At 64.6% G+C, this 18644-nt stretch carries 18 protein-coding genes; 10 read left to right on the forward strand and 8 right to left on the reverse strand.

Going from position 1 to position 18644, the window contains the following annotated elements; translation table 11 throughout:
- Positions 1 to 15 precede the first annotated feature (15 nt).
- Positions 16 to 717, reverse strand: a complete 702-nt coding sequence (locus tag AC1RRT_RS03280) for a CoA transferase subunit A (protein WP_493012277.1) — start codon at positions 715 to 717, stop codon at positions 16 to 18.
- 442 nt (positions 718 to 1159) lie between these two features.
- Here AC1RRT_RS03280 and leuA point away from each other — a divergent pair, with 442 nt between their 5' ends.
- Complete coding sequence (gene leuA, locus AC1RRT_RS03285) at positions 1160 to 2872, forward strand: 2-isopropylmalate synthase (protein ID WP_493012278.1); 1713 nt, start codon at positions 1160 to 1162, stop codon at positions 2870 to 2872.
- Positions 2873 to 3083: 211 nt separating this feature from the next.
- The gene (locus tag AC1RRT_RS03290; protein WP_144066887.1) at positions 3084 to 3422 is read left to right on the forward strand and encodes a P-II family nitrogen regulator; all 339 of its coding nucleotides are present in this window, start codon (positions 3084 to 3086) and stop codon (positions 3420 to 3422) included.
- 95 nt (positions 3423 to 3517) lie between these two features.
- Here AC1RRT_RS03290 and AC1RRT_RS03295 read toward each other — a convergent pair whose 3' ends face one another.
- The 4 genes from AC1RRT_RS03295 to AC1RRT_RS03310 are packed head-to-tail and all read right to left on the reverse strand — an operon-like array spanning position 3518 to position 6302.
- The gene (locus AC1RRT_RS03295) at positions 3518 to 4444 is read right to left on the reverse strand and encodes a metal ABC transporter solute-binding protein, Zn/Mn family (RefSeq protein WP_493012279.1); all 927 of its coding nucleotides are present in this window, start codon (positions 4442 to 4444) and stop codon (positions 3518 to 3520) included.
- Between the two features lie 2 nt (positions 4445 to 4446).
- Positions 4447 to 5331, reverse strand: a complete 885-nt coding sequence (locus AC1RRT_RS03300; protein WP_493012280.1) for a metal ABC transporter permease — start codon at positions 5329 to 5331, stop codon at positions 4447 to 4449.
- 30 nt (positions 5332 to 5361) lie between these two features.
- On the reverse strand, positions 5362 to 6141 hold the full coding sequence (locus AC1RRT_RS03305) for a metal ABC transporter ATP-binding protein (protein WP_493012281.1): 780 nt from the start codon (positions 6139 to 6141) through the stop codon (positions 5362 to 5364).
- On the reverse strand, positions 6141 to 6302 hold the full coding sequence (locus tag AC1RRT_RS03310; protein WP_493012282.1) for a hypothetical protein: 162 nt from the start codon (positions 6300 to 6302) through the stop codon (positions 6141 to 6143). The genes AC1RRT_RS03305 and AC1RRT_RS03310 overlap by 1 nt, the downstream gene beginning before the upstream one ends.
- 143 nt (positions 6303 to 6445) lie before the next feature.
- On the opposite strand from AC1RRT_RS03310, the gene AC1RRT_RS03315 reads away from it, so the two are divergent.
- Positions 6446 to 8587, forward strand: a complete 2142-nt coding sequence (locus AC1RRT_RS03315) for a transglycosylase domain-containing protein (RefSeq protein WP_493012283.1) — start codon at positions 6446 to 6448, stop codon at positions 8585 to 8587.
- Positions 8584 to 9633, forward strand: a complete 1050-nt coding sequence (locus AC1RRT_RS03320; RefSeq protein ID WP_493012284.1) for an alpha/beta hydrolase family protein — start codon at positions 8584 to 8586, stop codon at positions 9631 to 9633. The genes AC1RRT_RS03315 and AC1RRT_RS03320 overlap by 4 nt, the downstream gene beginning before the upstream one ends.
- On the opposite strand, the gene AC1RRT_RS03325 is transcribed toward AC1RRT_RS03320, so the two are convergent.
- Together AC1RRT_RS03325 and AC1RRT_RS03330 are read right to left on the reverse strand one after the other, a co-directional pair.
- A complete protein-coding gene (locus tag AC1RRT_RS03325) occupies positions 9630 to 10859 on the reverse strand; it encodes a multidrug effflux MFS transporter (protein ID WP_493012285.1) in 1230 nt (409 codons plus the stop codon). The genes AC1RRT_RS03320 and AC1RRT_RS03325 overlap by 4 nt on opposite strands.
- An 11-nt stretch (positions 10860 to 10870) precedes the next feature.
- Positions 10871 to 11602, reverse strand: coding sequence for a M48 family metallopeptidase (locus AC1RRT_RS03330; protein WP_493012286.1), 732 nt, complete (start codon positions 11600 to 11602; stop codon positions 10871 to 10873).
- A 118-nt stretch (positions 11603 to 11720) separates the two neighbouring features.
- Here AC1RRT_RS03330 and ugpB point away from each other — a divergent pair, with 118 nt between their 5' ends.
- From ugpB to AC1RRT_RS03350, 4 genes are all read left to right on the forward strand, one after another.
- Positions 11721 to 13061 carry a sn-glycerol-3-phosphate ABC transporter substrate-binding protein UgpB gene (ugpB, locus tag AC1RRT_RS03335; RefSeq protein WP_493012287.1) on the forward strand — a complete coding sequence of 447 codons (1341 nt, stop codon included), beginning with the start codon at positions 11721 to 11723 and terminating at the stop codon, positions 13059 to 13061.
- Positions 13062 to 13128: 67 nt separating this feature from the next.
- Positions 13129 to 14010 (forward strand): sn-glycerol-3-phosphate ABC transporter permease UgpA, encoded by an 882-nt coding sequence (ugpA, locus tag AC1RRT_RS03340; RefSeq protein ID WP_493015125.1) that lies wholly within the window; start codon positions 13129 to 13131, stop codon positions 14008 to 14010.
- Positions 14010 to 14867, forward strand: coding sequence for a sn-glycerol-3-phosphate ABC transporter permease UgpE (gene ugpE / locus AC1RRT_RS03345; protein ID WP_493012288.1), 858 nt, complete (start codon positions 14010 to 14012; stop codon positions 14865 to 14867). The genes ugpA and ugpE overlap by 1 nt, the downstream gene beginning before the upstream one ends.
- 9 nt (positions 14868 to 14876) lie before the next feature.
- Entirely contained in the window at positions 14877 to 15956 is a 1080-nt protein-coding gene (locus AC1RRT_RS03350) for an ABC transporter ATP-binding protein (RefSeq protein WP_493012289.1), read from the forward strand.
- Positions 15957 to 15995: 39 nt separating this feature from the next.
- On the opposite strand, the gene AC1RRT_RS03355 is transcribed toward AC1RRT_RS03350, so the two are convergent.
- Positions 15996 to 16397: a hypothetical protein gene (locus AC1RRT_RS03355; protein ID WP_493012290.1), complete on the reverse strand. Its 402-nt coding sequence runs from the start codon at positions 16395 to 16397 to the stop codon at positions 15996 to 15998.
- Positions 16398 to 16515: 118 nt separating this feature from the next.
- Here AC1RRT_RS03355 and AC1RRT_RS03360 point away from each other — a divergent pair, with 118 nt between their 5' ends.
- Entirely contained in the window at positions 16516 to 17493 is a 978-nt protein-coding gene (locus AC1RRT_RS03360) for an NAD-dependent epimerase/dehydratase family protein (RefSeq protein WP_493012291.1), read from the forward strand.
- 27 nt (positions 17494 to 17520) lie between these two features.
- The gene (locus AC1RRT_RS03365; protein WP_493012292.1) at positions 17521 to 18642 is read left to right on the forward strand and encodes a DegT/DnrJ/EryC1/StrS family aminotransferase; all 1122 of its coding nucleotides are present in this window, start codon (positions 17521 to 17523) and stop codon (positions 18640 to 18642) included.
- Positions 18643 to 18644 lie beyond the last annotated feature (2 nt).

An 18644-nucleotide genomic window follows, 5' to 3' on the forward strand; every position in this document is an offset into this window, starting at 1 on the left:
TGTCTCCTTCTTGGCTCAGGCGCGCTTGCGCACGGTGCGGTTTTCAATGACCTTGGTGTACGGCGCGCCAAGGATGACGCGCTGCACATAGATACCCGGCGTATGGATGTTGTCGGGATCCAGCTGGCCGGGTTCGACGATCTCTTCCACTTCGGCAATGGTGATTTTGCCGGCCGTGGCCATCGCGGGGTTAAAGTTGCGCGCGGTCTTGCGGTAGACCAGGTTGCCCGCCGTGTCGGCCTTCCAGGCCTTCACCAGCGAGATGTCGGCGACCAGGCCGGTTTCCATGATGTAGCGCTCGCCGTTGAAGACACGCTCTTCCTTGCCCTCGGCGATCAGGGTGCCGACGCCGGTCTTGGTGAAGAAGGCCGGGATGCCGGCGCCGCCGGCGCGAATGCGCTCGGCCATGGTGCCCTGCGGATTGAATTCGAGTTCCAGTTCACCGGCCAGATACTGCTTGGCGAAGATCTTGTTCTCGCCGACATAGGACGAGATCATCTTCTTGACTTGGCGGGTCTCCAGCAGCTTGCCCAGGCCGGCGCCATCGACGCCGGCATTGTTGGACACGCAGGTCAGGCCCTTCACGCCGCTGTCCATCAGCGCGTCGATCAGCCGTTCCGGCAGGCCGCAGAGGCCGAAGCCACCGCACATCACCATCATGTTGTCGCGGACGATGCCTTCCAGCGCCGCCTTGGCATTCGGGTAAACTTTTTTCATGCGCCTCTTCCCAGACTGAGACTTTATGGCCCGGGCCGGCCAGATCTCTGGCGGGACGGCCCAAGTCCCTGAAACGCGGGGACATTACCGGTGTGTTTGCGCTGCGGCAACGGTCGACTTGACGCGGGCGAAGCGGACTGGCAATTTGTTGGGGATATGAACAAAACCGCCCGACTGAGCATCCTACTTCTTAGCTGCCCGATCCTGTAAGCAGGGTCGGGACGCCTCGGAGTGCGTGCGCAGTCTCTCAACCGGTCGGTTTTTCATGTCCATCTCGCCTTATCATAATGGTTTCAGTCCTGCCGCTGCGCATCGCGCCGCGCAGCTCCTGACGCTTCGACTGCGACTTACCGGCGGCCGCTGAACAGCGGGCCTCTGTCAGCGGCCATCCATGGCCCTTCCGTCACCGTTGAACCGTATTTTTCGCTCAGGAGCGAACCCAATGACCAAAGCCATCACTCCGCCCAAAATGAATTTCCACAAGTACCGACCGTTCCAGCCGATCAACCTGCCCGACCGGACCTGGCCCAACCGCACCATCACCAAGGCGCCGACTTGGTGCAGCGTCGACCTGCGCGACGGCAACCAGGCCCTGATCGAACCGATGGGGCCGGAACGCAAGCTGCGCATGTTCGAAACCCTGGTGAAGCTCGGCTTCAAGGAGATCGAGGTCGGCTTCCCGGCGGCGTCGGATACAGACTTCAGTTTCGTGCGCCAGATCATCGAGGAAAAGCTGATCCCCGAGGATGTCACCATCCAGGTGCTGACCCAGGCGCGGCCGGAACTGATCACCCGCACGTTTGAAGCGCTCAAAGGCGCGCACCGCGCCATCGTGCATTTCTACAACTCGACTTCCACATTGCAGCGCCGGGTGGTCTTCGGCCTCGACCAGGCTGGCATCACCAAGATCGCCACCGATGCGGCGACACTGGTGAAACAGCTCGCCGATGCGGCGCCGGAAACCGACTGGGTGTTCCAGTACTCCCCGGAAAGCTTCACCGGCACCGAAATCGACTACTCGATCGAGATCTGCGAAGCCGTGATGGCCGTGATCAAGCCTACGCCGCAGAAGAAGATCATCTTCAACCTGCCGGCCACGGTGGAGATGAGCACGGCGAACATCTATGCCGACCAGATCGAGTATTTCCTGCGCAAGGTGAAGAATCGCGACTGCATCATCCTCAGCCTGCATCCGCATAACGACCGCGGCACCGGCGTGGCGGCGGCCGAGCTGGGTGTGATGGCCGGCGCCGACCGCGTGGAAGGCACGCTGTTCGGCAATGGCGAACGCACCGGCAATGTCGATGTTGTCACCCTGGCGATGAACCTGTTCAGCCAGGGTGTCGATCCGGAACTCGACTTCAGCGATATCACATCGGTCGCCCGCACGGCGGAATACTGCAACCAGCTGCCGGTGCATCCGCGTCATCCTTACGTGGGCGAACTGGCCTTCACGGCCTTCTCGGGCTCGCACCAGGATGCGATCAAGAAAGGCATGACGGCACAGGGCCAGCGCAATGACGGCGTCTGGGAGGTGCCATACCTGCCGATCGACCCCGCCGATGTGGGCCGCGCCTACGAGCCGGTGATCCGCATCAACAGCCAGTCTGGTAAAGGCGGCATCTCCTACGTCTTGGAAACCGATTACGGCCTCGAACTGCCGCGCCGCCTGCAGATCGAGTTCAGCCAGGTGATCCAGCGCATCGCCGACGGCACCGGCAAGGAAATCTCGCCGCAGCTGATCTGGGGCACCTTCCAGTCGGAATACCTGACCCAGCCGCAAGGCCGGTTCAGCTTCGGCAGCCATCGCACCCTGCCCGACCCGCATCAGAGCGAGCGCCGCAGCCTGACCGCTAGCCTCAAGGACGGCGGCAAGGCGGTCGAACTGGAAGGCCACGGCACCGGGCCGATCGATGCCTATATCGACGCGCTGAACCGCCATGCCGGGGTGTCGATCAACCTGATCGATTACCGCGAGCATGCCATCGCCCCCACGGCGGCCAATGGCGGCGCCTCCTCGGAAGCGGTGGCCTATGTGGAGGTGAAGCGCCCCGACGGTTCGACCCTCTTCGGGGTAGGCCGTGACCGGAATATCGTCGCCGCGTCGCTCAAGGCCGTGACCTCGGCGGCAAACCGCCTGATTGCGGGCGGCTGAAACCGAGTCCACTGCCTAATCTTTTGGCAGTGCCGCCGAGAATAGGGCAGAAAGCCGCGCCGCGGCCTTTCCTGTCCGCCTCGGCGGCGGCTAAAGTGGTGTCCGACTCGTGTCGGGCGACCGGCACGGTTCTTGAAGGGTGGGAAAGGCGACGACGCGCCGTGCGGGCAACGACCCAGACACCGGCCAACAACGCTGAGGAGTGAGACACATGAAACTGGTCATGGCAGTCATCAAGCCATTCAAACTCGACGAAGTACGCGAGGCTCTTACCAGCCTCGGCGTCGAGGGCCTGACCGTAACCGAGGTAAAGGGCTTTGGCCGACAGAAAGGCCATACCGAGATTTATCGCGGGGCGGAATACGCCGTTAGCTTCCTGCCGAAGGTCAAGATCGAAGTGGCGGTGAAATCCGCCCTTGCCGATCGCGTGATCGAGGCGATCCAGAATGCAGCCAAGACCGGTCAGATCGGCGATGGCAAGATCTTCGTGGTCGATCTGGAGAAGGCCCTGCGCATCCGCACGGGCGAAAGCGACGACGACGCCCTGTAAGATTTAGACTTACACTAGCAGCGTCCATCGGCCCGGCTGCCCAGCAGCCGGGCCGATATCTTTTCAGCGCAGCATCTTTTGCAGCACCGCACCCATCAATCGGCGCGCTGCATGCCCGCGATCAGCCGCTCGACATTGATGCGGTACATCTTCACGTAACTGTCGGCCTCGCCGCCCGGCGGCGACAGCGCATCGGAATAGAGCCGCCCGCCGACCTTCACCTTGGCTTCCTTGGCGATCTGCTCGATCAGCCGTGGATTGACGATATTCTCGAAGAACAGCGCCTGCACGCGCTGACGCTTCATCTGCCGGATCAGTTTGGCCACGCCATCGGCCGACGCCTCTGATTCCGTGGTCACGCCCTGCGGCGACAGGAACTCGATATCGAAGCGGTCGGCCAGATAGCCGAAGGCGCTGTGCTGGGTGATTGCCTTGCGATAGGCGCGCGGCAGCTTGCCGAACTCTGCCTCCGCCCAGGCATCCAGGGCCTTCAGCTCGGCGGCATAGGCCGCGCCGCGCCGGCGATACTGATCGGCATAGGCCGGATCGGCCGCCGCCAGACCGGCCGTGATGGTGGCGACGTAAGTCTGCATGCGCGGCAGGTCGTGCCAGACATGCGGATCGGCCGGACCATGATCGTGGTCGGCATGGTTATGCCCATGCGCATCCCGCTTCTGCACCATCAGGCGCGGGCGGATGCCGTCGGTGGCGGTGATGCGCGTCCCCTTGAAGCCCGATGCGGCGACCAGACGGTCGAGCCAGCTTTCGAAATTCAGCCCGTTGGCGATCAGGATATCGGCCTGCGCCAACGCGCGAGCATCGGACGGCGCCGGCTGGTAGACATGCGCATCGCCCATGGCCGGCACCAGCGTGGTCACGGTCACGCGGTCGCCGCCGATGCGGGCGGCGATATCGGCCAGAATGGTGAAGCTGGCGATCACCTTCTTCGGCGCGGCCTGCTGGGCCTGCGCCGGGGCCACGAACAGCAATGCGGCGAGAACCGCGAGACACAGCCGGCGCATGCTCAGCCTTCCAGATGGCGGCGCTGGCGCCACAGCATGATCAGGCCCTGCCGGCCGCAGCCGAGCGACAGGAAATAGGCGGCGCCGGCGAACAGCACGATGGCTGGACCGGACGGCAGGTCGGCATGGAAGGATAGCAGCAGGCCACAATAGCCCGAGATCATCGCGATGAAGGCGGCGATCAGCATGCCGGCGATCAGCGAGCGGCTCCAGTAGCGCGCGGCCAGCGCCGGCAGCATCATCAGGCCCACCGCCATCAGGCTGCCCAGCGCCTGGAAGGCGGCGACGAGATTAACCACCACCAGCCCCAGGAAGATGAAGTGATACAGCGTGCCGCCGCCGCGTACGCTGCGCAGGAACTCCGGATCGAAACCATCGGCCAGCAATGGGCGATAGATGGTGGCAAAGACCAGCAGGCTGATGCTGGCGACCGCGCCGAGCAGCAGCAGCGCCGCCTCATCCACCGCCAGCACCGAGCCGAACAGGATCTGCATCACGTCGACGGCCGAACCACGCGTGGAGATCAGCGTGACGCCCAGCGCCAGCGCGATCAGGTAGAAGGCGGCAAAGCTGGCATCCTCGCGCTGGTCGGTGGCGCGCGTGGCGGCGCCAGCGGCAATCGCCACCACCAGGCCGGCGATCACGCCGCCGATGCTGATGGCCGGCAGGGAAAAGCCGGCGACCAGAAAGCCGATGGCGGCACCGGGCAGGATGGCATGGCTCATCGCCTCGCCGAACAGGCTCATGCGGCGCAGCATCAGCACCACGCCGATGGGCGAGCCGCCGAGCGCCAGCGCACAGCAGGCAACGAGCGCCCGGCGCATGAAGGCGAATTCGGCGAAGGGACCGAACAGGAAATCCCAAACAGAATTCCAGACTGCGCTCATGCGCGTCTCCGGCAGCGTGCAGCCATGGGATCAGGCCGCGTGGGTGTGATTGTGATTATGCGTGTTGTCGACGTGGCAGAGCGCCGCGTCCTCGTCCCAGGATTCCGCCATGCGGCGGGCGGCGAGCTGGTTTTCCGGGGTCAGCACATCGCTGCTCCGGCCCCAGGCGATCAGGCGGCGTGCCAGATACACGGCGTCGGGAAAATTCTGCCGCACCAGGTCGAAGTCATGCAGCACCGCGATCACCGTGCGCTGCTCGCCATGCCAGCGGTTCATCAGCGCCAGCAGGTCGGCGATGGTGCGCGCATCCAGGGCGTTGAACGGCTCGTCCAGCAGGATGACGCGGGCATCCTGCACCAGCACGCGGGCAAACAGCGCGCGCTGCGCCTGTCCGACCGAGAGCGTGCCGAGCGGACGCTTCTCGAAACCGGAGAGGCCAACCGCATGCAGCGCATCGCGCGCCGCAGCAACTCCGTCGCGGCCGATGCGGCCAAAGGCGCCGGCGCGCTGCCAATGGCCGAGCAGCACCAGTTCCAGCACTGAGATGGGATAGGCGCGGTCGATACTGGCCTGCTGCGGCAGGAAGGCGATGTCGCGGGCCTTGATCGGGCCGCGCTCGATGCTGCCGTCGGCCAGCGGCATCTGGCCCATCACGGCCTTCAGCAGCGTCGACTTGCCGGCACCGTTGGGACCGACGATGGCCGTGAGCGAGCCGGGCGCGAACCGGCCGCTGACATGATGTACGGCCGGATGGCGGTCATAGGCGACCGTCACGTTGTCGAGGCGGATTTCGCCGGCTGCGCAGGTCATCACTCCACCCCCAGCGCCCAGGCGATGGCGGCCCAGAGTAGCGCGATCACCGGCAGCAGCGCGGCCAGCCGCATCCACCAACCGGCGGTCAGCGCGGCAATGGGCAGGTCGAAGGCCGGGGCTTGTTTCAGGGCGTGCCTGTGGGAGCTGTGGTCATGCATCGGGATGTCTCTATATGTTATTTTATAACATACGATATCCCCCTGCCGTCAACTGCCCTAAACCCGTCACATTCCCCTGCCACACCCCGCCTGCCGGTCAGTCCGGTGCTTTTCCCCTTTCCGGACCCGATTCATACTCAGTCATGGCCCGTACGCCGCGTCGCTCGCCCAAAAAGTCCTCCACCTCCGGCCGCCGCAAGGGCGGCCTTGCCAACCGCGCCTCCGCGGTCTTCCGGGGTGCCTGGCTGGGCGGCAGCGGGGGCACGCTCGGCAAGCTCGGCCGCCTCGCCCTGGTGCTGGGCATCTGGGGCTTGGTCGCCTGCGGCGGCCTGGTCGCCTGGTATGCCTATGACCTGCCCGATTTCGACGACCTCTATATCGTCGAGCGCAAAAGCTCGGTCACGCTGAAGGCCGCCGACGGCATGGTGCTGGCCACCTATGGCGATCTCTATGGCGAGCATCAGGCGCTTAAAAATCTGCCGCCAGCGCTGCCGCAGGCGCTGATGGCCACCGAGGACCGGCGCTTCTATAGCCATTTCGGCATCGACCCGATCGGCCTGGCGCGCGCCACCTACGCCAACCTGCGCGCCGGCCGCACCGTACAAGGCGGTTCGACGCTGACCCAGCAGCTGGCGAAGAATGTCTTCCTCAGCCCGAACCGCACGCTGAAACGCAAGGTGCAGGAGCTGATGCTGGCCTTCCGGCTGGAGCATCGCTTCACCAAGGACCAGATCTTGGAGATGTATCTCAACCGCGTCTATTTCGGCGCCGGCGCCTATGGCGTCGAAGCGGCGGCGCAGCGCTATTTCGACAAGCCGGCGGCCAAGCTTTCGCTGGGCGAGAGCGCCATGCTGGTCGGCCTGCTGAAGGCGCCGTCCAGACTGGCGCCAACCGGCAACATCAAATCGGCACAGACCCGCGGTGCGCAGGTCCTGCGCAACATGGTCGAGGCCGGCTATATCACCGCAGAGGCCGCCGAGGCAGCCATCGCCAAGCCGACGCAACTGGCGCGCTCGCGCCTGCCCCTGCCCAATGCGCGCTACTTCGCCGACTGGGTGATCGACGAGGTGTACCAGCTCGTCGGCCGCGACCATGCCGATCTTACCGTCTACACCACGCTGGACAGCCGCCTGCAGGGCAGCGCCGAGCGCGCGGTCGGCACCATCATGGACCGCGAAGCCGAGAAGCAGGATGTCGACCAGGCAGCGCTGGTGGCGCTGGCGCCCGATGGCGCGGTGCGCGCCATGGTCGGCGGCCGCGACTATATCGACAGCCCGTTCAACCGCGCGACCCAGGCGCGTCGCCAGCCCGGCTCAGCCTTCAAGCCACTGGTCTTTCTCACCGCGCTGGAACAGGGCATCCGTCCCGATGACCAGTTCATCGACCAGCCTATCGAGGTCGCAGGCTGGAAGCCGCGCAATTACGACGGCCAGTATCATGGCGCGATGACCATGCGCGACGCCGTGGCGCGCTCGATCAATACCATCGCCGTGCAGGTCGACGAAAAGGTCGGCCGCGACAAGGTGATCGAGACCGCGCGGCGGCTCGGCATCACCAGCGACCTGAAGCCGCATCCCTCGCTGGCGCTGGGCGCCTTTGAAGTCGGTGTGCTGGAACTCACTTCGGCCTACACCGCCTTCGCCAATGGCGGCTATGCCGTGCAGCCCTATGGCGTGCTGGAAATCCGCAATGCGCAGAATGTTTCGCTGTTCCGTCGCGATACCGGCGGCGCCTACGCCCATATGATCGGTGGCGACGCGCTGGGCGACCTGAACGACCTGCTGCGCGGCGTGGTCGAGCGCGGTACCGGCCGCGCTGCCCAGATCGGCCGCCCGGTCGCCGGCAAAACCGGTACGACCTCGGACTATCGCGATGCCTGGTTCGTGGGCTACACGCCTGATCTGGTGGCATCGGTCTGGGTCGGCAACGACGACAACTCGCCGACCAAGAAAGTCAGCGGCGCGGGCTTGCCTTCGCAAATCTGGCGCAGTTTCATGGCCGACGCCATGAAGGGCCGTCCTGTCAGCGACCTCCCGCAGCCGCCGAGCCGCAGCTTCAGCCTGCCCTCGCTGTGGGACCGTATTGTCGGCAGCTTCGGCGGCAGCGCGCAGCCGGCCCAGGCGCAGACGCGCGGCAACGCACCCGTGCCGCCACCGCCGCGCAGTTATATTGAACCGGCGGCGCCGCCGGCCGCCGATCCCGCACAGATGCAGCCCCTGCCGCAGCAGCAATCCGGTGAACCGCAGATGATCTGGCAGGTCGGCCCGCAGGCGGTGCGGCAGTGAGACCTTGGGCGGCACGACTGGCTGGCGTGGTGCTGGCTGCGCCAATCCTGTTCGCCGCGATGAACGCGGCAGCAGCAGAGGGCGTGGCCAACCAGCTGGTCACCTTCACCTCCAACGACGGCAGCGTGCTGTCAGGCACCTTGACCGCACCGGCCAATGTCAGGGGCAAGCTGCCCGGTATCTTGCTGCTGCAGGGCAGCGGGCCGACGGATCGCGATGGCAATCAGCCGCCAACCATCCGCAGCGACCTGTTGCGCCAGATCGCCGAAGGGCTGGCGCAGAAAGGCATCGCGACCCTGCGCTACGACAAGCGCGGCTTGCCTGCCAATGCCGCCAGCATCCCGGCGGACACCACGCAATATCCGACCTATTTTTCCTGGAACCGCTATATCGACGACGCCTATGCGGCCTATGCCTTCCTGCGCGCGCAGCCCGGCATCAACATGATGAAGACCGGCTTCCTCGGCCATTCCGAAGGCGGCCTCATCGCGCTCGATCTCACCGGCCGGCTGGTCCCCGCCGAGCAGCCGGCCTTCCTGATCCTGGCATCCACCCCGGGTCGGCCATTCGACGCCGTGCTGCGCGATCAAATCGGCCGCCTGCTGACCGAGCAGAAAGCCAACCAAAATCAGCGCAAGTTTTTCCTCGGCGAGAATGACCGCATCCTGAAGACCATCCGCGAGACCGGTACAGTGCCGAACAACGTGCCGAATGGTCTGGCCATCCTGTATCCGTTCTATATCGGCCCGTTCCTGCAAGCGCTGTCCAAACTCGATCCGCCGGCGCTGGCGGCCAAGTATGCCGGCCCAGTGTTGGTGCTGCAGGGCGATGCCGATATCCAGGTTTCGCCCGAACGCGATGCGCTGGTGCTCGACCGCGCATTGCAGGCACGCAGCAACGACGACCATGCGTTGGTGATCGTGCCGCGTGGCAGCCATAACCTGAAGCCGCTGCAGAATGACAAGGATCCAGGCTTCCAGGGCGAGATCGATCCCAGCGTGATCGAGCGCACCAGCAGCTGGCTGCTCAGCCGCCTCAATCCCTAGACAACAGAGTTCTTAAGCCGACGCACGATCAGCAGATAGCTGAGCAGCGTCGCCATGCCCATCCCCGCCAGCGTGAAGCTTAAGGGCAGCGCGGTATCGTTCAGCGCATGGCCGACCAGAATGCCGGTGGCCGCACCCATGCTCATCTGCACGAAGCCCATGAGCGACGCCGCCGCGCCGGCCATATGCGCAAAGGGTTGCAGGGCGCCGGCCTGACCCTGCGGCATGGTGAGGCCGAGACCCATGGTGAACAGCATCATCGGGCCAATCAGGCTGAACCAGTGCCAGCTGCCGCCCGCCATCCAGGCCCAGAGCTGCAGCAGCGCCATCAGGCAGCCGCCGGTGGCGCAGAGCAGCGTACCAAGTCCCAGCATGCGATCGACGCCGAGCCGCACCGTCAGCCGCGCGCCGATGAAGCCGCCGCAGAGATAGCCAAAGACGATCAGCGAGAAGCAATAGCCAAATGTCGTCTCGCCGATGTCAAACACCGTGCGCAGCGTGAATGATGATCCGGAGATGAAGGCGAACATGCCGCCATAGGAAAAGGAGACGCAGAGCACATAGCCGCGAAAGCCGGGATGCCGCGCTAGCGTGGCGAAGTTGCGCAGCATCGGGCCGATGCGGGTGGCCAGCGGATTGCGGTGCTGGTTGCTTTCCGGCAGGAACACCAGCACGCAGGTGCCGAGCAGGCAGCCGATCAGGGCCATGGCGATGAAATTCGCCTGCCAGCCCAGACCGGCATGCAGATAGCCGCCCAGGATTGGCGCCACCGCCGGCGTCAGCCCCAACACCATCGCCATCATCGACAGCGCGCGCGCCGCCGCGGCGCCTTCGAAAAGATCGCGCGCGATGGCGCGGCCGAGCACCACGCCAGCACAGGCGCCCAGCGCCTGCAGGAAGCGCCAGGCGATCAGCCATTCGATGCTGCCGGCGAAGGCGCAGCCGATGGAGGCCAGCGTGTAGAGCCCAATGCCGAACAGCATCACCGGCCGCCGGCCGAAGCGGTCCGAAACGGGGCCATAGATGAGCTGGGTGACGGCGAAGCCCGCGAGAAAAGCACTGAGAGTTAGCTGCACCGCGGCCGCATCGGTGCCGTACAGCGCGGCCAGCGCCGGCAGCGAAGGCAGATACATGTCGGTGCTGAGCGGCCCGAGCGCGGTGGCGCAACCGAGCAGGATCACCAGGGCGGCGGAATCACGGGGCAGCGCGCGCCCGGAGATTTTCATGCCGCCATCCTTCAGCCGTGCAGATGCAGAGTGGAGCCGTGCCGACGCAGCCAGCCGCGGGCGGTGCGCAGTTCGGCCTCGCCGCCCAGCAGCTGCGCGCAGAGCGACCAGAAAGCGGTGCTGTGGTCCATATGGCGCAGATGCGCCACTTCATGGGCGACCAGATAGCGGCCGACGGTGGGCGGAGCCAGCATCAGCCGCCAGGAGAAGGACAGGTTGCCATGCGCCGAACAGCTGCCCCAACGACTCTGGGTGTCGCGCACGGTGACGCGGCTGACCGATACGCCGATGCCGCCAGCCATCTCGCGGGCCAGCAGGCCGAATTCCTCGCGGGCCCGGCGCTTCAGCCAGTCGCGCAGGCGGCGCGGCAGGTGCTCGGCCTGGCCAGTGACATGGATTTCCCCGCTCTCCAGCCAAACCCCACCACGGCCGGCCGGGCGGTGCCTAATAATGTGCGGTGCACCATAAAGCGGCAGAGTCGCCCCGTCCTCCCAGGGCTGCGTCGCCGGACGCTCTTCCTGCCGGGCCAGAATCCAGGCCACCTGCTCGGTCACGAATCTTTGTCCGGATTTCAGGCTGGCCCGAGTCGGCAGCACCAGGACCACCGAACCGTCCCGCGGCATGACCCGCAGCAGCATGCGGCGGGCCCTTGCGTCACGCTTGACCAGGAAGGGGAAGCTCTGCGCGCCGACCCTCAACCGGTCGGATTCGATTTCCACAGGCGCAGAATAAGGCTTGGTCAACGGCCGCCCCTTGTCATATAACCGTAACAAATCTTACGTGCGATCGTCATCGTAGGAACCATAAAAAAAGTCGGCCACCCGACTCAGGGCGGATTTCTTTAACACTGGAGACTGAACAATGAAATCGACAGGGAAACTCGCGCGCGCCGCTTTTGCGCTGCTCGCCGGTACTGCCGTGGCCATGGGCGCCACCGGCGCCATGGCGCAGGCCAACCGCATCGAGCTGCAGTGGTGGCACGCGATGACCGGCGCCCTGGGCGAGCGCGTCAACGAAGTGGCCGAAGGCTTCAACAAGGGCCAGGACAAGTATCGCGTCATCGCCACCAACAAGGGCAGCTACCCTGAAACCCTCACGGCCTCGATGGCTGCGTTCCGCGCCGGCAAGGGCCCGCATATCGTGCAGGTGTTCGAAGTCGGCACCGGCACCATGATGGCCTCGGGTCCGGCGATCAAGCCGGTCTACCAGCTGATGCAGGAAAACGGCTACAAGTTCGACCCGACCACCTACATCAACACGGTGACGGGTTATTACAGCACGCCAGACGGCAAGATGCTGTCCTTCCCGTTCAATTCCTCGACCCCGATCATGTATTACAACAAGGACGCCTTCACCAAGGCCGGCCTTGACCCGAACAAGCCGCCGCGCACCTGGCAGGACATGGACGGCGTGCTGAAGAAGCTGAAGGCCGCCGGCATCGCCTGCCCGATGCAGTCGAACTGGCAGACCTGGATTCAGCTCGAGAATTTCTCGGCGCTGCATAACGTGCCCTTCGCGTCCAAGCAGAATGGCATGGCCGGCCTTGACACCGAGCTGCAGTTCAACAGCCCGCTGCATGTCCGCCATATCACCCAGCTGAAGACCTGGATGAACGAAGGCCTGTTCGCCTACAACGGCCGCGCCAACATCCCGAACCCGAAGTTCCTGTCGGGCGAATGCGCGATCACCATGGAAAGCTCGGGCGGCTATGCGACCTTCAAGGCCGCCAAGTTCGCCTGGGGCACGGCGATGCTGCCCTACTACTCCGACGTGAAGGGCGCGCCGCAGAACTCCATCATCGGCGGCGCTTCGCTCTGGGTTCTGTCCAAGCACAAGGCTGAGGAATACAAGGGCGTAGCCCAGTTCTTCGACTATCTGTCCTCGACCGAGGCCCAGGTCGCCTGGCACAAGGCAACCGGCTATCTGCCGATCACCCCGATGGCCTATGAAGCCACCAAGGCCCAGGGCTTCTACGCCGCCAACCCGGGTACCGACACCTCGGTGCAGCAGATGCTGCTGAACCCGGCGACGGAAAACTCCAAGGGTCTGCGCCTGGGCAACTTCGTCCAGATCCGCGACGTGATGGACGAGGAGCTGGAAGCCGTCTGGTCGAACAAGAAGTCGCCGAAGGAAGCGCTTGATACGGCGGTGGAGCGCGGCAACCGCCTGCTCCGCCAGTTCGAGCGCGACAACAAGCGTTAATATCCTTTTGAGGTAAAGGGAGCCCGCGCCTTGACTTTAAAAGGCGCGGGCTTTCCTTATGGCGCCCATGGAAAAACGAGTCGTCTTTCATAACAAATTCCTGCCGTATCTGCTGATCGCGCCGCAGATCGCCATCACGGTGATCTTCTTTTTCTGGCCCGCGAGTCAGGCAGTCGTGCAGTCGGTGCTGCGCGAAGATGCCTTCGGCATCAGCAGCAAGTTCGTCGGGCTCGAGAATTTCGCTGCCCTGTTCGAGGACGAGTACTATCTGCACTCCTTCAAGGTGACCGCGCTGTTCAGCGTGCTGGTCACCACGCTGGGCCTCAGCATCTCCCTGCTGTTGGCCACCATGGCGGATCGCGTCATTCGCGGCGCCACCTTCTACAAGACCGTGCTGATCTGGCCCTATGCCGTGGCGCCTGCCGTTGCCGGCGCGCTGTGGAACTTCGTCTTCATGCCGGGCCAGGGCGTGCTGGCCTATCTCTTCACCCTGGTCGGCTACGACTGGAACTTCCTGCTCGATGGCGATCAGGCGATGGCCGTCGTGGTGGTCGCCGCCACCTGGAAGCAGATTTCCTACAACTTCCTGTTCTTCCTCGCCGGCCTGCAGGCGATTCCGAAGTCGCTGATCGAAGCCTCGGCCATTGATGGCGCCAGCCCGATCCGCCGCTTCTGGACCATCATCTTCCCGCTGCTGTCGCCGACCCTGTTCTTCCTGATCGTCGTCAACGTGGTCTATGCCTTCTTCGAGACCTTCGGCATCATCCACTCGCTGACCCGCGGCGGCCCGGCCAAGGCAACCGAAATCCTGGTCTACAAGGTCTGGTATGACGGCTTTGAAGCGCAGGACCTGGGCGGTTCGGCCGCGCAGTCAGTGATCCTGATGGGCATCGTGATCGCGCTGACCGTGGTGCAGTTCCGTTACATCGAGCGCAAGGTGCATTACTGATGATCGAGCGCCGCCCGATCGCCGACGCCGTCGGCCACACCACCCTGATCCTGGCGGCGCTGATCGTCGCCTTCCCGATCTATCTGGCCATCATCGCCGCCTCGCATAACATCCAGGACCTGTCGTCCTTCCCGATGCCGCTGCTGCCTGGCGCCGATCTGTTCCGCAACACCGCGCAGGCGCTGTTCGATGGCCCGCAGATCGCCGGCGTCGCCAGAGCGACCCCGGCCCTGCTGCTGATGATGAACAGCCTGATCATGGCGATCTCGATCGCCGTGGGCAAAATCATCATCTCGCTGCTCTCGGCCTTCGCGATCGTCTACTTCCGCTTCCCGCTGAAGAACTTCTTCTTCTGGATGATCTTCATCACCCTGATGCTGCCGGTCGAAGTACGCATCATCCCCACCTACAAGATCGTCGCCGATCTGGGGCTGCTGGATACCTATACCGGCCTGGTGCTGCCGCTGATCGCGTCCGCCACCGCCACCTTCCTGTTCCGCCAGTTCTTCATGACGGTGCCGGACGAGCTGGTGGAGGCCGCCCGCATCGACGGCGCGGGGCCCATGCGATTCTTCTGGCAGATCCTGGTGCCGCTGACCCGCACCAGCATCGCGGCAATGTTCGTGATCCAGTTCATCTACGGTTGGAACCAATATCTGTGGCCCCTGCTGATCGCATCCGACACGCGCTACCAGACCATCGTGCTGGCCATCGGCCGCCTGGTGCGCTCGACGGATGCCTTCTATGAGTGGCCGGTGATCATGGGTATGGCCGTGCTGGCCCTGCTGCCGCCGGTCATGGTGGTGGTGCTGATGCAGCGCTGGTTCGTCAAAGGTCTTGTTGAAACGGAAAAGTGAGCGCCCATCATGGCGAAAGTCACGCTGAAAGGCGTCCAAAAGAGTTACGGCCCGGTCAAGGCCATCCATGGTGTCGACCTGGAGATCAAGGATGGCGAGTTCATCGTCATCGTCGGTCCTTCGGGCTGCGGCAAGTCCACGCTGCTGCGCATGGTGGCCGGCCTGGAGGCAATCACCGGCGGTGAGATCATGATCGGCGACCGCGTGGTCAACGACATCGAGCCGGCCGACCGCGACATCGCGATGGTGTTCCAGAACTACGCGCTCTACCCGCATATGAGCGTGTACCAGAACATGTCCTATGGCCTGCGCATCCGCGGCATGAGCAAGGAAGACATCGAAAAGCGCGTGCAGCGCGCCGCAGAGATCCTGCAGCTGCAGCCCTACCTGCAGCGCACGCCGCGTGCCCTGTCAGGCGGCCAGCGCCAGCGCGTCGCCATGGGCCGCGCCATCGTGCGCGAACCCAGCGTCTTCCTGTTCGATGAACCGCTCAGCAATCTGGATGCCAAACTGCGCGTGCAGATGCGCCTGGAGATCAAGCGCCTGCACCAGCAGCTCGGCGTCACCTCGATCTACGTGACCCACGACCAGGTCGAAGCCATGACACTGGCCAATCGCCTGGTGGTGATGAACCAGGGCCGCGCCGACCAGATCGGCACGCCGCAGGAGCTGTACAACAATCCGGCCACCACCTATGTCGGCGGCTTCATCGGCTCGCCGGCCATGAACTTCGTCAAATGCAAGGTGGAGCCCGGCAGCGGCGGCCCGAAGGCCGTGCTGGGCGACGGCACCGTGTTGGTCCTGCCTGCCTCCTGGTCGGTTCCGGCGGGCAATTACAGCCTTGGCATCCGCCCCGAGCAGTTCCGTCTGGCCCACCCGGGCGAGACGCCGCACCTGCAGCTTCCTGTCGATGTGGCCGAGGAACTGGGTGCCGATACGCTGCTGCATGGCAAGATCGCCGGCGAAGAGGTTGTGGTGCGCGTGCCGAGTCAGGCCGGCTATCACGACCAGTCGACGCCGGGCCTGGTGGTCGACACCTCGCGCGCGCATCTGTTCGACCCCGAAAGCGGCCTGCGCATCGGCGCCTGATCGTTCATCCGGGCCGGCCAGCCGGCCCGGACCTGCGCATCAATAGAGGTTGATCGCGCCCAGCGCGGAGTCGGTCCGGATCAGGTTCGGGCGCGCCTCTTCCGCCGTGCGGCTGAGCGCACTGCAGCTGTAGGTCACCCGCACCGGGGCCGCCACCGAGCAGGAATACAGATCAGTCAGGTTTTCCCTGAGCTGCGGATCGCCGCAATGCTTCTGCACCAGAGCGCGGATCTGCTCAGGCTTGTGCAACAGGCTGCTGTAGCAGACCGAGAAATTCGGCCGCCCCGTCACCGGATCGTTCATCCGCATCCCCAGCCCGGTCTCCACCTTGCCGTTATCGGCCGGCGTCCAGCGACCCAGGTAATAGGGCTCGCTGCCGGCACAGCCGGTCAGAACCGCAAGCAGGAAAAGGCCAAGCCGGCCGAAATGCTGTCTGGACATGGCTTTACTTTGCCGCAGCCCCCACGGAACGACAAGCCCGACCCTGCCAAAATGGAATGTCTTCGGGCATAATTCGTTGATTGCCGGCACCTTCTTGAGGCGGATGGGTTTGGACAGAATGACGTGGCGTGACAAACCGGTGGTGATCACCGGCGGCATGGGCTTCATCGGCTCTAACCTGGTACGCCGCCTCGCGGGCCAGGGTGCCGCCGTGACCGTGATCGATCGCATGCTGGCGCAATACGGCGCCAACCCCTTCAACCTGGCGAATCTTCCGGCGCCGATCACGCTGCTGGAATCCGATATCGGCGCCGAGGGCCCGATCGCCGAGGCGGTGGCCGGAGCGGCCGCGATCTTCAATCTGGCCGGCCAGACCTCGCATATGGACTCGATGCAGCAGCCGCTGGAAGACATGCGGCTGAACCAGGAAGCCAACCTGCGTTTCCTCGAGTTGGTGCGCCGAGTCAATCCGCAGACGCGACTGATCTTCAGCTCGACCCGGCAATTCTACGGCCCGCCGCGCTATCTCCCGGTCGATGAGGCGCATCCGATCGCGCCGCCGGATATCAACGGCATCCATAAATACGCCGCCGAGGCCTATCACATGCTTTATGCGCGCGTGCATGGCATGCGCACCACGGCGCTGCGGCTGACCAACGTGTTCGGCCCGCGCATGCGCATCAAGGATGCCAAACAGACCTTCCTCGGCATCTGGGTGCGCCATGCGATCCAGAATACCCGTTTCGAAGTCTGGGGCGGCGAACAGAAACGCGACTTCACCTATGTGGAAGACATGGTGGATGCGCTGCTTGCCGCCGCCGAGAGCGATGCCGCCATCGGTCAGGTCTACAATACCGGAGGCTGCCCGCCGGTATCGCTGCTGGAACTGGCCGAACTGCTGATCGCGACAGCCGGCAGCGGTGGCTTCGACCGCAAGGTCTTTCCCGCCGAGCGCAAGAAGATCGATATCGGCGACTATGTCGCCGATGACAGCGCCTTCCGCAAGGCCACGGGCTGGCAGCCGCGCACCGACCTGGCGCAGGGCCTGAAGCAGACACTGGACTACTATCGCGCCCATGCGGCGTACTACCTGTGAGAGCCCAGTCATCATGAGAGCAATGCGATGATTCCGCAGACCAATCCCAAGGCCGCCTATCTGGCGCAGCGTGACGAGATCGATGCCGCGCTCAAGCGCGTGCTGGAAAACGGCTGGTATATCCAGGGCGAGGAAGTCGCCGCCTTCGAGAAGGAATTCGCCGCCTGGAGCGGCAGCCGGCATGCCGTGGCGGTGGCCAGCGGCACCGACGCGCTGATCGTGGCCCTGCGCGGCATGGGCATCGGCCCGGGCGATGCAGTCATCACAGTGTCGCACACGGCAGTCGCCACCGTCTCGGCCATCGAACTGACCGGCGCGACGCCGGTGCTGATCGATACGGATGAGCATTACACCATGTCGGTCGCGGCCCTCGAGGCCGTGCTGAAAAGCTGGCCGTCCAACGCGCCCAAACCCAAGGCGGTGATCCCGGTGCAGCTTTACGGCCAGCCGGCCGCCCTGCCCGAGATCGCGGCGATCGCAGAGAAGCACGGCCTGCTGCTGCTGGAAGACAACGCCCAGGCCCATGGCGCCATGCTGAATGGCAAGATGGTCGGCCGCTTCGGCAAGGCCGCGGCCTACAGCCTCTATCCGACCAAGAATCTCGGCGCCATTGGCGATGGCGGCATCATCACCACTGACGATGCTGCCTTGGCCGATACCCTGCGAGCGTTGCGTGAGTATGGCTGGAAAGAGCGGTACATCAGCGCCATTGCCGGCATGAACAGCCGCCTCGATCCGCTGCAGGCGGCGATCCTGCGCGTCAAGCTGACCGCCCTGCCCAAAGACACGGCGCGCCGGCAGGCCATCGCCGCGCGCTACGATGCCGGCCTCGCCGGCCTTGCCGGCCTGAAGCTGCCCAAGACCCGCGCCGGCGCACAGCCGGTCTATCATCTGTATGTGGTGGATGCGGGCGAACGGCGCGATGCGCTGCAGGCAGCGCTGAAAGACCGCGGCATCGGCACTCTGATCCATTATCCGATGCCGGTGCATCTGCAGCCGGCCTACAAGGGCCGCGTGCCGACCGGCCCCGGCGGCCTGCCGAACACGGAAGCGGCCGCCAAGGGCGTGCTCAGCCTGCCGCTCTATCCACAGCTCAGCGATGCCGATGTCGATACGGTGATCGCCGCCGTGAAAGATGTCTGGAAATAAGC

Source organism: Ferrovibrio sp. GW821-FHT12B10, assembly GCF_058807515.1.

Excerpts from the sequence above, each read along its gene's own strand:
- ugpB (WP_493012287.1), top strand. The coding sequence starts at position 11,721 with ATGAAATCGACAGGGAAACTCGCGCGCGCCGCTTTTGCGCTGCTCGCC.
- AC1RRT_RS03315 (WP_493012283.1), top strand. The coding sequence starts at position 6,446 with ATGGCCCGTACGCCGCGTCGCTCGCCCAAAAAGTCCTCCACCTCCGGC.
- ugpE (WP_493012288.1), top strand. The coding sequence starts at position 14,010 with ATGATCGAGCGCCGCCCGATCGCCGACGCCGTCGGCCACACCACCCTG.
- AC1RRT_RS03310 (WP_493012282.1), bottom strand. The coding sequence starts at position 6,302 with ATGCATGACCACAGCTCCCACAGGCACGCCCTGAAACAAGCCCCGGCC.
- AC1RRT_RS03280 (WP_493012277.1), bottom strand. The coding sequence starts at position 717 with ATGAAAAAAGTTTACCCGAATGCCAAGGCGGCGCTGGAAGGCATCGTC.
- AC1RRT_RS03325 (WP_493012285.1), bottom strand. The coding sequence starts at position 10,859 with ATGAAAATCTCCGGGCGCGCGCTGCCCCGTGATTCCGCCGCCCTGGTG.
- AC1RRT_RS03360 (WP_493012291.1), top strand. The coding sequence starts at position 16,516 with ATGACGTGGCGTGACAAACCGGTGGTGATCACCGGCGGCATGGGCTTC.
- AC1RRT_RS03305 (WP_493012281.1), bottom strand. The coding sequence starts at position 6,141 with ATGACCTGCGCAGCCGGCGAAATCCGCCTCGACAACGTGACGGTCGCC.
- AC1RRT_RS03365 (WP_493012292.1), top strand. The coding sequence starts at position 17,521 with ATGATTCCGCAGACCAATCCCAAGGCCGCCTATCTGGCGCAGCGTGAC.
- AC1RRT_RS03295 (WP_493012279.1), bottom strand. The coding sequence starts at position 4,444 with ATGCGCCGGCTGTGTCTCGCGGTTCTCGCCGCATTGCTGTTCGTGGCC.
- AC1RRT_RS03290 (WP_144066887.1), top strand. The coding sequence starts at position 3,084 with ATGAAACTGGTCATGGCAGTCATCAAGCCATTCAAACTCGACGAAGTA.
- AC1RRT_RS03355 (WP_493012290.1), bottom strand. The coding sequence starts at position 16,397 with ATGTCCAGACAGCATTTCGGCCGGCTTGGCCTTTTCCTGCTTGCGGTT.
- AC1RRT_RS03300 (WP_493012280.1), bottom strand. The coding sequence starts at position 5,331 with ATGAGCGCAGTCTGGAATTCTGTTTGGGATTTCCTGTTCGGTCCCTTC.
- leuA (WP_493012278.1), top strand. The coding sequence starts at position 1,160 with ATGACCAAAGCCATCACTCCGCCCAAAATGAATTTCCACAAGTACCGA.
- ugpA (WP_493015125.1), top strand. The coding sequence starts at position 13,129 with ATGGAAAAACGAGTCGTCTTTCATAACAAATTCCTGCCGTATCTGCTG.
- AC1RRT_RS03350 (WP_493012289.1), top strand. The coding sequence starts at position 14,877 with ATGGCGAAAGTCACGCTGAAAGGCGTCCAAAAGAGTTACGGCCCGGTC.